This window comes from Actinosynnema sp. NPDC004786, from assembly GCF_053601135.1.
The window spans coordinates 152,434-165,387 of the sequence record NZ_JBSGBG010000017.1 but is presented as its reverse complement, the minus strand read 5'-3'; the positions used below and the strand labels follow the sequence as shown (position 1 = coordinate 165,387).

13 protein-coding genes are annotated in these 12,954 nt (G+C 73.2%); 2 read left to right on the top strand and 11 right to left on the bottom strand.

The window, feature by feature from the left end:
- Nucleotides 1-513: 513 nt before the first annotated feature.
- Nucleotides 514-1,788, bottom strand: a complete 1,275-nt coding sequence (gene tyrS, locus ACWEFJ_RS17980) for a tyrosine--tRNA ligase (RefSeq protein ID WP_449714401.1) — start codon at nt 1,786-1,788, stop codon at nt 514-516.
- 94 nt (nt 1,789-1,882) lie between these two features.
- On the opposite strand from tyrS, the gene ACWEFJ_RS17975 reads away from it, so the two are divergent.
- Nucleotides 1,883-2,338, top strand: coding sequence for a hypothetical protein (locus ACWEFJ_RS17975; protein WP_378087926.1), 456 nt, complete (start codon nt 1,883-1,885; stop codon nt 2,336-2,338).
- 131 nt (nt 2,339-2,469) lie between these two features.
- Nucleotides 2,470-2,991 (top strand): EF-hand domain-containing protein, encoded by a 522-nt coding sequence (locus ACWEFJ_RS17970; RefSeq protein ID WP_378087924.1) that lies wholly within the window; start codon nt 2,470-2,472, stop codon nt 2,989-2,991.
- Here the strand turns inward: ACWEFJ_RS17970 and ACWEFJ_RS17965 are convergent.
- The 10 genes from ACWEFJ_RS17965 to ACWEFJ_RS17920 form a co-directional block, all read right to left on the bottom strand.
- Nucleotides 2,988-3,629 (bottom strand): DNA-3-methyladenine glycosylase, encoded by a 642-nt coding sequence (locus ACWEFJ_RS17965; protein WP_378087922.1) that lies wholly within the window; start codon nt 3,627-3,629, stop codon nt 2,988-2,990. The two genes, ACWEFJ_RS17970 and ACWEFJ_RS17965, sit on opposite strands and share 4 nt — an antisense overlap.
- Nucleotides 3,613-4,956, bottom strand: coding sequence for an argininosuccinate lyase (gene argH, locus ACWEFJ_RS17960; protein ID WP_449714404.1), 1,344 nt, complete (start codon nt 4,954-4,956; stop codon nt 3,613-3,615). Before argH ends, ACWEFJ_RS17965 begins: the two co-directional genes overlap by 17 nt.
- A 60-nt stretch (nt 4,957-5,016) precedes the next feature.
- Complete coding sequence (locus tag ACWEFJ_RS17955; RefSeq protein ID WP_449714400.1) at nt 5,017-5,937, bottom strand: argininosuccinate synthase domain-containing protein; 921 nt, start codon at nt 5,935-5,937, stop codon at nt 5,017-5,019.
- The gene (locus ACWEFJ_RS17950; RefSeq protein WP_378087919.1) at nt 5,930-6,439 is read right to left on the bottom strand and encodes an arginine repressor; all 510 of its coding nucleotides are present in this window, start codon (nt 6,437-6,439) and stop codon (nt 5,930-5,932) included. Before ACWEFJ_RS17950 ends, ACWEFJ_RS17955 begins: the two co-directional genes overlap by 8 nt.
- Nucleotides 6,436-7,389 (bottom strand): ornithine carbamoyltransferase, encoded by a 954-nt coding sequence (gene argF / locus ACWEFJ_RS17945; protein WP_378087917.1) that lies wholly within the window; start codon nt 7,387-7,389, stop codon nt 6,436-6,438. The genes ACWEFJ_RS17950 and argF overlap by 4 nt, the downstream gene beginning before the upstream one ends.
- Nucleotides 7,389-8,570, bottom strand: coding sequence for an acetylornithine transaminase (locus tag ACWEFJ_RS17940; protein ID WP_378087915.1), 1,182 nt, complete (start codon nt 8,568-8,570; stop codon nt 7,389-7,391). Before ACWEFJ_RS17940 ends, argF begins: the two co-directional genes overlap by 1 nt.
- Entirely contained in the window at nt 8,567-9,469 is a 903-nt protein-coding gene (argB, locus tag ACWEFJ_RS17935) for an acetylglutamate kinase (protein ID WP_378087913.1), read from the bottom strand. Before argB ends, ACWEFJ_RS17940 begins: the two co-directional genes overlap by 4 nt.
- On the bottom strand, nt 9,466-10,668 hold the full coding sequence (gene argJ / locus ACWEFJ_RS17930) for a bifunctional glutamate N-acetyltransferase/amino-acid acetyltransferase ArgJ (protein WP_449714399.1): 1,203 nt from the start codon (nt 10,666-10,668) through the stop codon (nt 9,466-9,468). Before argJ ends, argB begins: the two co-directional genes overlap by 4 nt.
- A complete protein-coding gene (gene argC / locus ACWEFJ_RS17925) occupies nt 10,665-11,681 on the bottom strand; it encodes an N-acetyl-gamma-glutamyl-phosphate reductase (RefSeq protein ID WP_449714398.1) in 1,017 nt (338 codons plus the stop codon). The genes argJ and argC overlap by 4 nt, the downstream gene beginning before the upstream one ends.
- An 84-nt stretch (nt 11,682-11,765) precedes the next feature.
- Nucleotides 11,766-12,947 (bottom strand): cytochrome P450, encoded by a 1,182-nt coding sequence (locus ACWEFJ_RS17920; protein ID WP_449714397.1) that lies wholly within the window; start codon nt 12,945-12,947, stop codon nt 11,766-11,768.
- Nucleotides 12,948-12,954 lie beyond the last annotated feature (7 nt).

The window sequence follows — 12,954 nt, the reverse complement described above, 5'->3', positions numbered from 1 at the left end:
GTCCAGTAACAATCTCAAAGGAAACCTCTTGACGAGGTTCATACAATTTACTGGCTATTCGGCACGCTGTTGAGTTCTCAAAGAACACGCGCTCATCATCACTCACCGCTCGCGCGGCTCGATCCGAGGCTTGTGGTTCAAAGCTTGTGTTGGAACAGACGCCCTGGTCGCATCGGCTCAGACGAGCCTGGACTGGGTCTTCCGTTTCGCGGTCACCCACTCTACCACGTTCGCGGGAGCTTGGTTCGTGACCTGCCGCACTCCGTTCCGGTGTTCCCGGCCCGTTCCGTGCTGACATGGAGAAAGTTACACGCACCCGAACCGGAGGTCAAATCGGGGGCGCAGCACCTCGCCACAGGCTGAAACCGCAGGTCAGCAGCCCGTGCCGCACTCGTCCCCACGCTATCCGACCCGATCCGCCCGCAACAGTGTGACCGCGATCACACCGAGACAGCACGACGGCCGCCGCCCCGCTGGGGGTCGACGGCCGTCGGGTGGAGCTGTTCGCGCAGGTCAGACCAGCACCCGCACACCGGCGGTGTTCCGCTTGCCGCGGCGGACGACCAGCCACGTCCCGTGGAGCAGGTCCTCCTTGGCGGGCACCCACTCCTCGTCGGTGACCTTCGCGTTGTTCACGTACGCGCCGCCCTCCTTCACGGTGCGCCGCGCCGCGCCCTTGCTCTCCGCCAGGCCGGAGCTGACCAGGAGGTCGACGATGGTCGGCCCGTCGGCCAGGCGGACCTCGCCCGTCGGCGCCTCGGCCATGGTGGCCTCCAGCGTCGACAGGTCCAGCTCGCGCAGCTCCCCCCGGCCGAACAGGGCCTGGCTGGCCGCGATCACCTGCCGGGTCTCGTGCTCGCCGTGCACGAGGTTGGTGAACTCCTCGGCGAGCTTCTTCTGCGCGGCGCGCAGGTGCGGCACCTCGGCGGTCTGCCGCTCCAGGTCGGCGATCTCCTCCCGGGGCAGGAAGGTGAACAGCCGCAGGTAGCGGAGCACGTCGGCGTCGCCCACGTTGACGAAGTACTGGTACCAGGCGTACGGCGAGGTCATCGCCGGGTCGAGCCACACGTTGCCGCCGCCGGTGGACTTGCCGAACTTGCGGCCCTCGGCGTCGGTGACCAGCGGCGCGGTCAGGGCGTGCACGGACGCGCCGTCGACCTTCCGGACCAGGTCCACGCCGCCGACGATGTTGCCCCACTGGTCGGAGCCGCCGACCTGGAGCCTGGTCCCGTACTTGCGGTGCAGCTGGAGGTAGTCGTGCGACTGCAGGAGCAGGTAGCTGAACTCGGTGTAGGACATGCCGTCGCCGTCGAGGCGGCGCTTGACCGTCTCGCGGGCGAGCATGACGTTGACCGAGAAGTGCTTGCCGACGTCGCGCAGGAAGTCCAGCACGGTGACGCCGCCGGTCCAGTCCAGGTTGTTGACCACGATCGCGCCGGTGGGGCCGTCGTCGAACTCGACGAACCGCTCGAGCTGGCCGCGGATGCGCCCGGCCCACTCGGCGACGGTGTCCAGCGGGTTGAGCGCGCGCTCCGCGCTGTCACGCGGGTCGCCGATCATGCCGGTCGCGCCGCCCGCGAGGACGATCGGCCGGTGCCCGGCGCGCTGGAAGCGGCGCAGCATGAGCAGCGGGACGAGGTTGCCGGCGTGCAGGCTGGGCGCGGTCGGGTCGAACCCGGCATAGAGGGTGAGCGGGCCCGCGTCGAGGTCCTCGCGCAGGGCGGCGAGGTCGGTGGACTGCGCGATCAGGCCGCGCCAGGACAGCTCGTCGAGGATGTGCTCGCTCACGGGGAGCCATTCTCCTCCACCTGGTCAAAGCAGTTTGAGGCGGTGCCGCCGGCGGGTAGTTCGGGCGAGGGGCCCTAGTGGAAGGACCGCAGCGATGACCTACCCGAACCGCGGCCGGCGTCCCGCTGACCGTCCCACGGAGTTCATGCCCGCGGCCGAGCCGCCGCGCGCGCCGGAGCCGTACGCCCGGGAAGAGGAGATCGTCGAGCGCGGTGACGGCCGCGTGCGGGCGGTCCGCGTGGTGTGCGGCGTGATCGACGTGCTGTGCTGGGTGTTCGCGATCGTGCTGGCGATCCACATCTTCCTGGTGATCGCGGGGGCGAACCCGGCGAACGGCTTCGCGCAGCTGGTCGACTCCTGGTCGGCGGCGGTGTCGCTGGGCCTGCGCGACCTGTTCACGCCGGCGAACGCGACCCTGCGGACGCTGCTGAACGACGGCGTGGCCGCGTTGCTGTGGCTGCTGATCGGCGCGGTGCTGACGAACCTCATCACCCGGCTCGCGCTGCCCGCGCACGAGCGGCGGGTGTGGTACCGGCGCACGGTGCGCTAGGCGGTGGGCCGGTCGGGGCACGACCAGGTCAGGGGCGCTACCGACGGTCACGGAGATGTCACTCGCCCGCGCGGGGGTTTGCCCCGGCTGGTCAATTGTCCTCGTGGCGATCCCCCGCCAAGTTTGCTTCCGTGGCCAGCGACTTGCAGCGGAAGAAGACGTCCATCGTGTTCACCGCCATGGACTCGAACGGTGACGGGTTCCTCGAGCGGGCGGATTTCGAGGCGGTGACGGACCGGTGGGCGCACCTCCGGGACGGCGTCGACCACGAGCGCCTGCGGGAGATCATGATGGGCTGGTGGGACGCGTTGCGGTCGGCGTCGGACCGCGACGGCGACGACCGCGTCACGGTGGACGAGGTGCTCACCGTGGTGGCCGAGCTGGGCACCATGCTGGACCTGGTGGTGGCCACGGCCGAGTCGATGTTCGAGGCGGTGGACGAGGACGGTGACGGCCGCGTGTCCGCGCCCGAGTACGCCCGGATGATCCACGCCTGGACCGGGAACGACGCGCCGACCGACGCCGTGTTCGCGCGGTTGGACCTGGACGGCGACGGCTGGATCTCGAAGTCGGAGTTCGTGCAGCACTGGGTGGAGTTCTGGGCGGGCGACGACGCGGACGCGCCCGGCACGTACGTGTTCGGCGAGGTCTAGCGGGTCCGCAGCGCCTCGGCGCGGGTGCGGCGGGTGCCGCGGCGGTAGGTGCTGACGGCCGGCGAGTCGACCCAGAACCGCCACGGCACGTCCACCGCCACGGCCACGCCGACGCGGGGGCCGGTGCGGATGTCGTCCTCGCCGACCGGGTCGCCCGCGAGCAGCCGGACGGACGCGTCGCGCTCGGTCAGGTTCACGCCGTTGTGCGCGCGGTCCAGGCCGAGGACGCCGGTGAGCCGGGCCGGGCCCTTGGCCAGCTCGGCGTCGTTGCGCGCGGCCGGGCGGCGGGCGCGGGCCAGCTCGGCGCCGGTCACGACCTCGCCGGCGCGCAGCAGCACGGCGCCGGGGACGCCGTCGGTGAGCGACACCACGTTCGCGCAGAAGTGCATGCCGTAGACGAAGTACACGTACAGGCGCCCGGCGGGGCCGAACATCACGTCGTTGCGGGGCGTGCGGCCCCGGTAGCAGTGCGAGGCGGGGTCGTCGCCGCCCCGGTACGCCTCGACCTCCACGATGCGCACGCCGACCACGCCCTCGGGCGTGGTGGATTCGATGGTGGCGCCGAGCAGGAGCCGCGCGGCGTCGACGGGGTCGACCGCGAGCTCCCGCTCGGTGAGCTGCCTAGGCGTTGCGGGCAACGGACACCTTGTCGCGCAACCTCTTCAACTGCTCGGCGACCCGGTCGGGTGCGGTGCCGCCGTGGGCGTCCCGTGACGCGATGGAGCCTTCCACGGTCAACACGCTACGCACGTCGGGCGTCAGCGCGGGCGAGATCGTGGCGAACTCCTCATCGGTCAGCTCCTCCAGGCCGACGCCGCGGCCCTCGGCCACCCGGACGCACTCGCCCGCCGCCTCGTGGGCGACCCGGAACGGCACGCCCTGCCGCACGAGCCATTCGGCGATGTCGGTGGCCAGGGTGAACCCGGCGGGCGCGAGCGCGGCCATGCGCGCGGTGTCGAAGCGCATGGTCGCGATCATCCCGGCGAGCGCGGGCAGGAGCAGTTCGAGCTGCTCGACCGAGTCGAACAGCGGCTCCTTGTCCTCCTGGAGGTCGCGGTTGTAGGCCAGGGGCTGGGCCTTGAGCGTGGCGAGCAGGCCGGTCAGGTTGCCGATGAGCCGGCCGGACTTGCCGCGGGTCAGCTCGGCGACGTCGGGGTTCTTCTTCTGCGGCATGATCGAGCTGCCGGTGGCCCAGGCGTCGTCCAGCACGGCGAAGCGGAACTCGGCGGTGGTCCAGATGATCACCTCTTCGGCGATCCGGGACAGGTCGACGCCGATCATGGCGAGCACGAACGCGATCTCGGCGGCGAAGTCGCGGGACGCGGTGCCGTCGATGGAGTTCTCCACGGGGCCGTCGAAACCGAGTTCCGCGGCGACGGCGGCCGGGTCCAGGCCGAGCGAGGAGCCGGCGAGCGCGCCGGACCCGTACGGCGACAGGGCGGTCCGCCGGTCCCAGTCGTGGAGCCGGTCGACGTCGCGCAGCAGGGCCTGGCCGTGCGCGAGCAGGTGGTGCGCGAGCAGCACGGGCTGCGCGGACTGCAGGTGGGTGCGGCCGGGCATGACGGCGGTGGCGTGCGCGGACGCCTGGTCGGCGAGGGCCTCGACCACGTCGAGGACGCCCTGCGCGACGCGGTGGGCGGCGTCGCGCAGCCACATCCGGAACAGGGTGGCGACCTGGTCGTTGCGGGACCGGCCGGCGCGGAGCTTGCCGCCCAGCTCGGGTCCGGCGCGGTCGATCAGGCCGCGTTCGAGGGCGGTGTGCACGTCCTCGTCGGCCACCGTCGGCGTGAAGTCCCCGGACGCCACGTCGGCCTCCAGGGCGTCGAGCGCGGCGAGCATGCGGTCCAGCTCGTCGGTGGTCAGCAGGCCGGCCCGGTGCAGCACGCGGGCGTGCGCGCGGGAACCCCTGATGTCGTACGGGGCGAGTCGCCAGTCGAAGTGCGTGGACGCGGACAGCCGCGCCATCGCCTCCGCCGGTCCGCCGGCGAACCGGCCACCCCACAATGAGCTCACGTGTTCGAATCCCTACTTCGCGGCGATCTGGTTCGGCAGGTCACGCGGTGTCGCGTGGCCCGGGTGCGGGCGGGGCGGCGGGTCCTCGCCGCGCCGGTCGGTGACGACCGCGCGGCCGCCGCGCAGCACGAGCCGGACCTCGCCGGACACGTGCCGCTGGGTGTGGTCGAGGAAGCCGTCCAGCGCCTGTCTCAGCGGCGAGAACCAGAGCCCGTCGTGCACGAGCCCGGCCCAGCGCCGCTCGACCCGGCGCTTGAAGCGCGCCAGGTCGGGTTCCAGGGTGACGTCTTCAAGGTCGCGGTGCGCGGTGACGAGCGCGACCGCGCCCGGCGCCTCCCGCGCCCACGTGGTCGTCGTGCGGGCGACGCCGGAGCGCCGGTTCAGCTCCCGGACGGCCTGGCGCATGGTGACGGTCTCGCCGTCGATGGCCACGGGCCTGCCCCGGTCGAAGGTGACGACGAGCTCGTCGGGGTCGTACGGCTCCAGCACGCGCCGGGCCTGGACCGGCAGCTCCGGTTCCGCGCCGGGGTCGACCGCGACGACCTTCAGGTCGGGGGCGAGCGCGCCGACGCCCGCTTCGATCGGGCCGCGGTCGCCGGTGTGCGCCACGGTCGTCGCGCCGTGCCGTGCGGCGGCGCGGACCAGGTGCTCGACAATGAGGGGCCGGGACAGCGCGGAGGGTCGCGGCAGGGTGTTGGCGCGCAGGGCGGCGAGGAAGTACCGGTCGGCGACCTCGTCGCGGGCGTCCACGACCTCGGCCGCGACCGCGCCGCAGGCCAGGGCGCGCCGCCGGACGGCGTCCGGGTGCTCGCCGCCGTGGCCGAGGTCGACCGCGACGGCGACCACTTCGGCGCCGGCGTTCCCGGTGAGCCGGCCGATGGCCGCCGCGGCGGCCGGTCCGCCGGAGCAGGCGAGGACGACCCGCTCACTCATGGGTTTCGCCCTGCTGGGGCTGCTGCTCCTCGCCGGCGGCGAGCGCGGTGACGCGGGCGGCCAGGTCGGCGCCGGTGAGGGGTTCGCGCGCCACGGCGAGGATGGTGTCGTCGCCCGCGATGGTGCCGACGATGTCGTGCAGCGCGGCGCGGTCCAGGGCGCTGGCCAGGAACTGGGCCGCGCCGGGCGGGGTGCGCAGGACGGCGAGGTTGCCGGAGTGGTCCACGGACACCAGCAGCTCGCCGAGCAGCCGGGTGAGTCGGGTCGTGCCGCCCTGCACGCCGCGCACCGGGCTGCCGTCCTCGGGGATGACGTAGACGGGCGCGCCGCCGTCGGGTCCGCGCAGCTTCACCGCGCCCAGCTCGTCCAGGTCGCGCGACAGCGTGGCCTGGGTGACCTCGATGCCTTCCACCGCCAGCGTCTTCGCCAGTTCGGACTGGCTGCGGATGGCGCGTTGGGCGACCAGTTCGACGATGCGGGCCTGCCGCGCGGTCCGGGTCATCGCGCCGGGTCCCTCGGTGCGGTCGCGCCGGAGCGTTCGAGGAGCCACACGAGCAGCGCCTTCTGCGCGTGCAGGCGGTTCTCGGCCTCGTCCCAGACGGCGCTGTCCGGGCCGTCGAGCACCTCGTCGGTGATCTCCTGGCCGCGGTGGGCGGGCAGGCAGTGCAGCACGGTGGTCTTCACGCCGGTGGCGGCGACCAGGTCGGAGTTGAGCTGGTAGGGCCGGAAGGGGCGCATCCGGTCGCGGCCGTCGTTCTCCTGGCCCATGGACGTCCACGTGTCGGTGACCAGGACCTCCGCGCCGTCCACGGCCTTGCGCGGGTCCTCGATCACCTGGACCGAGCCGCCGGTCTCCTCGGCCCGCTTGCGGGCGTCCTCCAGCACCCACGGCAGCGGCTGGAACAGCGCCGGCGCGGCGATCCGCACGTGCATGCCCGCGGTGGCGCCGCCGAGCAGCATCGAGTGGGACATGTTGTTCGCGCCGTCGCCGAGGTAGGTGACGGTGAGGCCGGCGAGCCTGCCGTGCACCCGGCGGATGGTCTGGAGGTCGGCCAGCACCTGGCAGGGGTGGAACTCGTCGGTCAGCGCGTTGATCACCGGGATGCGGGACACCGACGCCATCGCGTCGATACGCTTCTGCGCGAACGTCCGCCACACGACCGCCTCGACGTACCCGGACAGGATGCGGGAGGTGTCCTCGATGGTCTCCTCGCGGCCGAGCTGCATGGACCGGCCGTCGATGATGACCGGGTTGCCGCCGAGCTGGGCGATGCCCACCTCGAACGACAGCCGGGTGCGGGTGGAGTTCTTCTCGAAGATCACCGCGACGGACTTCGGGCCGGCCAGGGGCTTGGCCGTCATCCGGTCGGCCTTGTAGTCGTCGGCGAGGTCGAGGACCTCGGCCTGCTCCTCGGGGGTCAGGTCGTCGTCACGCAGGAAGTGGCGCACCATCACGGCTCCTGGCCTGGGGTCGGGAGGAACGACGGCAGGTCGGCCACCAGCCGGTGGGCGTCGGCCTCGTCCAGCACCAGCGGCGGCGCCAGGCGGATGACGTCGGGCTGGATCGGGTTGATCAGATAGCCGGCCTGCTGCGCGGCCGCCGCGGCCTTCGCCGAGACCGCCTCGCGCAGCGTGATGCCGAGCAGCAGGCCGGCGCCCCGCACACCGGAGATGAGCGGGTGGTCCAGCGCCTCGACGCCGGCGGCGATCTCCTTGCCGACCGCGGAGGTGTGCTCCAGCAGGCCGTCGGCGGCGATCGTGTCCAGCACGGCGAGCGCGGCGGCGCAGCACACCGGGTTGCCGCCGAACGTGGTGCCGTGCTGGCCGGGGCCGAACAGGTCCTTGGCCGGGCCGATCGCGATGCACGCGCCCAGCGGCAGGCCGCCGCCCAGGCCCTTGGCCAGGGTGATCACGTCGGGCACCACGCCGACCTGCTGGAACGCGAACCAGGTGCCCAGCCGGCCGATGCCGGTCTGCACCTCGTCGAGGACCAGCAGCGCGCCGTGCTCGGCGGTGATCCGGCGGGCCGCCTGGAGGTAGCCCTCGGGCGGCACGACCACGCCGTTCTCGCCCTGGATGGGCTCCACGACGAACGCGGCGGTCTCGTCGTCGATCGCGGCCTCCAGCGCGGCGACGTCGCCGTACGGGATGTGCACCACGCCGGGCACCAGCGGCTCGAACGGCTCGCGCTTCGCGGGCTGGCCGGTGAGGGCCAGCGCGCCCATGGTGCGGCCGTGGAAGCCGCCGTCGGTGGCGACGACCTTGGTGCGGCCGGTGCGGCGGCTCAGCTTGAACGCGGCCTCGTTGGCCTCCGCGCCGGAGTTGCAGAACAGCACGCGGCCGTCGCCGTCCACGCCGGACAGGTCGAGCAGGCGTTCGGCGAGCGCGAGCGCGGGCTCGTTGATGTAGAGGTTGGACGTGTGGCCGAGCCGGCCGATCTGCTCGGTCACCGCGGCCACGATCGCCGGGTGCGCGTGGCCGAGCGCGTTGACCGCGATGCCGGTGAGCAGGTCCAGGTAGCGGTTGCCGTCGGCGTCCCAGACGTACGCGCCCTCGCCGCGGGTCAGGGTCAGGCCGGGCGTGCCGTAGTTGTTCATCATGGCGGCCTGCCACCGCCGCTGGTGCTCGCTCATGCCTCGTCCTCCCCAGTCGGGTCGCCGACCTCGCCGGCGGTGACCATCGTGCCGACGCCCTCGGACGTGAAGACCTCCAGCAGCACCGAGTGCGCCAGCCTGCCGTCGATCACGTGCGCCTCGGGCACGCCGCCGCGCACGGCGCGCAGGCACGCCTCCATCTTCGGCACCATGCCGCTGTCCAGGTCCGGCAGCATCTTCTCCAGCCGCTCGGCGTCCACCCGGTGCAGCAGCGAGTTCCGGTCCGGCCAGTCCGCGTACAGGCCCTCGACGTCGGTGAGCACGACCAGCTTCTCGGCCTTGAGCGCCACCGCCACCGCGCCCGCCGCCGTGTCGGCGTTGACGTTGTGGACCACGCCGTCGGCGTCCGGCGCGACCGTGGACACGACCGGGATGCGGCCCGCGCGCACGATGTCGAGCACCGCGTCGGGGTTGACGTCGACGATGTCGCCGACCAGGCCGATGTCGACCGGCTCGCCGTCCACCAGGGCCGACCGCCGGGCCGCGGTGAGCAGGTGGGCGTCCTCGCCGGACAGGCCGACCGCGAACGGGCCGTGCGAGTTGATCAGGCCGACCAGCTCGCGCTGCACCTGGCCGACCAGGACCATGCGGACCACGTCCATGGCCTCCGGCGTGGTGACGCGCAGGCCGCCGCGGAACTCGCTGGCGATGCCGAGCCTGGTGAGCATCGCGGCGATCTGCGGCCCGCCGCCGTGCACCACGACCGGGTGCAGGCCCGCGAGCTTGAGGAACACCATGTCCTGCGCGAACGCGCGCTTGAGCCCGTCGTCCACCATGGCGTTGCCGCCGTACTTGACGACCACGATCGCGCCGCGGAACCGCTGGAGCCACGGCAGGGCCTCGATCAGGATCCCGGCTTTCTCCTGTGGCGTGCTCACGAGCTGTACGCGCTGTTCTCTTCGACGTAGGCGTGGGACAGGTCCGTGGTGAGCACGGTGGCCGTGCCGTCGCCCAGGCCCAGGTCGACCACGATGTCCACGTCGCGGCCGGACAGGTCGGCCTCGCTGCGGTCGGCGGCCTTGTGGCCGTCGGCGAACAGGGTGACGCCGTTGATCGCGATGCCGAGCTTGTGCTGGTCGACGGTCGCCGGTGAGCGGCCGACGGCCATCGCGATGCGGCCCCAGTTCGGGTCCGAGCCGAACAGCGCGGTCTTGACCAGGTTGTCCTCGGCGACGGTCTTGGCGACCGCCAGGGCCTCGGCTTCGCTCAGCGCGCCGTTGACCGTGATCGAGACCTCCTTGGTGACGCCCTCCGCGTCGCCCTGGAGCTGCTTGACCAGGTCCTTGGCCACGGCGGTGAGCACCTCGGCGAACTCCTCGGCGGTCGGCGCGACGCCGGACGCGCCGGAGGCGAGGAGCAGGACCGTGTCGTTGGTGGACGTGCCGCCGTCCACGTCGAGCCGGTCGTAGGTCTTGGCCGTGGCCGCGCGCAGCGCCGCGTCCAGGGCGTCGCCGTCCACCACCGCGTCGGTGGTGAGGACGCTGAGCATCGTGGCCATGTTCGGCGACAGCATGCCCGCGCCCTTGACGAACCCGCCCACGGACCAGCCGTCGGGGTGGGCGAGCCAGGACTGCTTGGGGCGGGTGTCGGTGGTCATCACGGCGGTGGCGGCGTCCAGGCCCGCGCGGTCGCCCGCGGCCAGCTCCTGGGCGGCCTTCTCCACGCCCGCCTTGAGGTTGTCCATCGGCAGCCGCTCGCCGATCAGGCCGGTGGAGCACACCGCGACCTCGATCGCGCCGACGCCGAGCTCCTCGGCGACCTTCTCGGCGGTGGCGTGGGTGTCCTGGAAGCCCTCGGGGCCGGTGCACGCGTTCGCGCCGCCGGAGTTGAGCACGACGGCGCGCAGCCTGCGCTCCTTGAGCACCTGCTGCGACCACAGCACCGGCGCGGCCTTCACCTGGTTGGTGGTGAAGACGCCGGCGGCGGCCTGGCCGGGGCCCTCGTTGACGACCAGCGCCAGGTCGAGCGCGCCGGACTCCTTGATGCCGGCCGCGACGCCCGCGGCCTGGAAGCCCTTCGGCGCGGTCACGCCCCGGTGGCGATCGGGCGTGGACAAGCCGGTGGTCTCGCGGTTCACGGGGCTACTCCCACGGTGGACAGGCCGGTGGTCTCCGGCAGGCCGAGTGCCAGGTTCATGCACTGCACCGCCGCGCCCGCGGTGCCCTTCGCCAGGTTGTCGATCGCGGCGACCACGACGAGCCGGTTCGCGTCCCGGTCGACGGTCACCTGGAGCTGGACCGCGTTCGAGCCGAGCACCGCGCCCGTGGTCGGCCAGTGGCCTTCCGGCAGCAGGTGCACGAACGGCTCGTCGGCGTAGGTCTTCTCGTAGGCGGAGCGCACGTCCGCGTCGACGTCCACGAGCGTGGCCGAGCAGGTGGCCAGGATGCCGCGCGGCAGCGGCGCGAGCACGGGGGTGAACGACACCGCGACCGGCTCGCCCGCGACGGCGGCCAGGTTCTGCGCGATCTCCGGGGTGTGCCGGTGCGTGCCGCCGACGCCGTAGGCGCTGAGCGAGCCCATCACCTCGGAGCCGAGCAGGTGGGGCTTGAGCGACTTGCCCGCGCCGGACGCGCCGGACACGGCCACCACGGTGACCTCCGGCTCGACCAGCCCCATCGCGGGGGCCAGGGCCAGCGAGGACACCGTCGGGTAGCAGCCGGGGACGGCGACGCGGCGCGCGCCGCGCAGCTCCTCGCGCCGGCCGGGCAGCTCGGGCAGGCCGTACGGCCAGCTGCCCGCGTGCGTGCCGCCGTACCAGCGGTCCCAGGCGGCGGGGTCGGTGAGCCGGTGGTCCGCGCCGCAGTCGATGACGACCGTGTCCTCGCCCAGCTGCGCGGCGATCGCGGCGGAGTGCCCGTGGGGCAGGGCGAGGAAGACGACGTCGTGGCCGCGCAGGGCGTCGGCGGTCGTCTCCTCCAGCACCCGGTCGGCCAGCGGCAGCAGGTGCGGCTGGTGGGAGAGCAGCTTCGAGCCCGCGTTGCCGCCGGCGGTGAGCGCGCCGATCTCCACGTCCGGGTGACCGAGCAGGAGGCGCAGCACCTCTCCCCCGGCGTACCCGCTGGCCCCGGCGACCGCGATCCGTACCGTCATGCGGATAAGTATGCACGTTGATGCAAAGTCACTCAAATCGCTTTTCGGGGTTCCGCGCGACGGCGGACCGCCCCGCCCGCGCGATCACCAGGTGACGCGCAGCGACGAGAGCCCGTAGACGACCGCCTCCGGCCGGTAGTCCGGCTCCGGGTCGACGGTGCGCAGCCCCGGGAACCGGCGCGCCAGCGCGGCGAACGCGATCCGCATCTCCATCCTGGCCAGCGGCGCGCCCAGGCAGTGGTGCACGCCGTGGCCGAACGCGACGTGGCTGCCCGCGGCGCGGGTGACGTCCAGCCGTTCCGGGTCCGGCACGAGCGCGGGGTCGCGGTTGGCCGCGGGCAGCGCGCACACGACCAGCTCGCCGGGCCCCAGCGCGTGGCCGCCCAGCTCGACGTCGGTCGTGGTGACCCGCGGCACGCCGGTGTGCACGACGCTCAGCCACCGCAGCAGCTCCTCCACCGCGGCGGCGGCGCGGTCCGGTTCCTCGCGCAGCAGCCGGAACTGCGCGGGGTGGCGCAGCAGGGCGAGCGTGCCGAGGCCGAGCATGTTGGCCGTCGTCTCGTGCCCGGCCAGCAGCAGCAGGTCCGCCATGCCGACCAGCTCGCGGTCGGCGAGGTCGGCGGTGGTGTCGCGGACGAGCATGCCCAGCAGGTCGTCCCCCGGCTCCCGCCGCGCCCGCGCGACGAGCCGCGCCAGGTAGTCCTTGGCCTCGAACTGCACCGCGACCCGCTCGTCGAACGACAGCGTCATGTCGAAGTAGCGGGCGTAGCGGGCCTGGAACGCGTCCCGGTCCTCGGCGGGCACGCCGAGCAGCTCGCAGATCACCAGCGCGGGCACCGGCAGGGCGAAGTCGGGCACGAGGTCGGCCGGCGGGCCCTGGCGCTCGATCGCGTCGAGGTGGTCGCGCACGATCTCGTGCACGCGCGGTTCGAGGCGGCGCATCCGGCGGACGGTGAACTCCGGCGCCAGCAGCCTGCGCAGCCGGGTGTGCTCCGGCGGGTCGAACACGAGCAGGTTGCCCGGCCGCGCGGCGGCCAGCTCCTCCTCGGACAACGCGGGCGCGCCGGGCACGAGGTGCGGCGCCGAGTTGCCGAACCGCAGCGGGTCGCCGTAGACCCGCCGGACGTCCTCCACCCGGGTGACCAGCCACACCGGGACGCCCAGCGCCGAGTCGACCCGGACCACCCCCTCCCGGTCGCGGACCTCCGCGATCGCCGGATCCGGGTCGAAGCCGACCCGGCGCATGTAGAGGGGCATCGCGGCCATGCCGGTC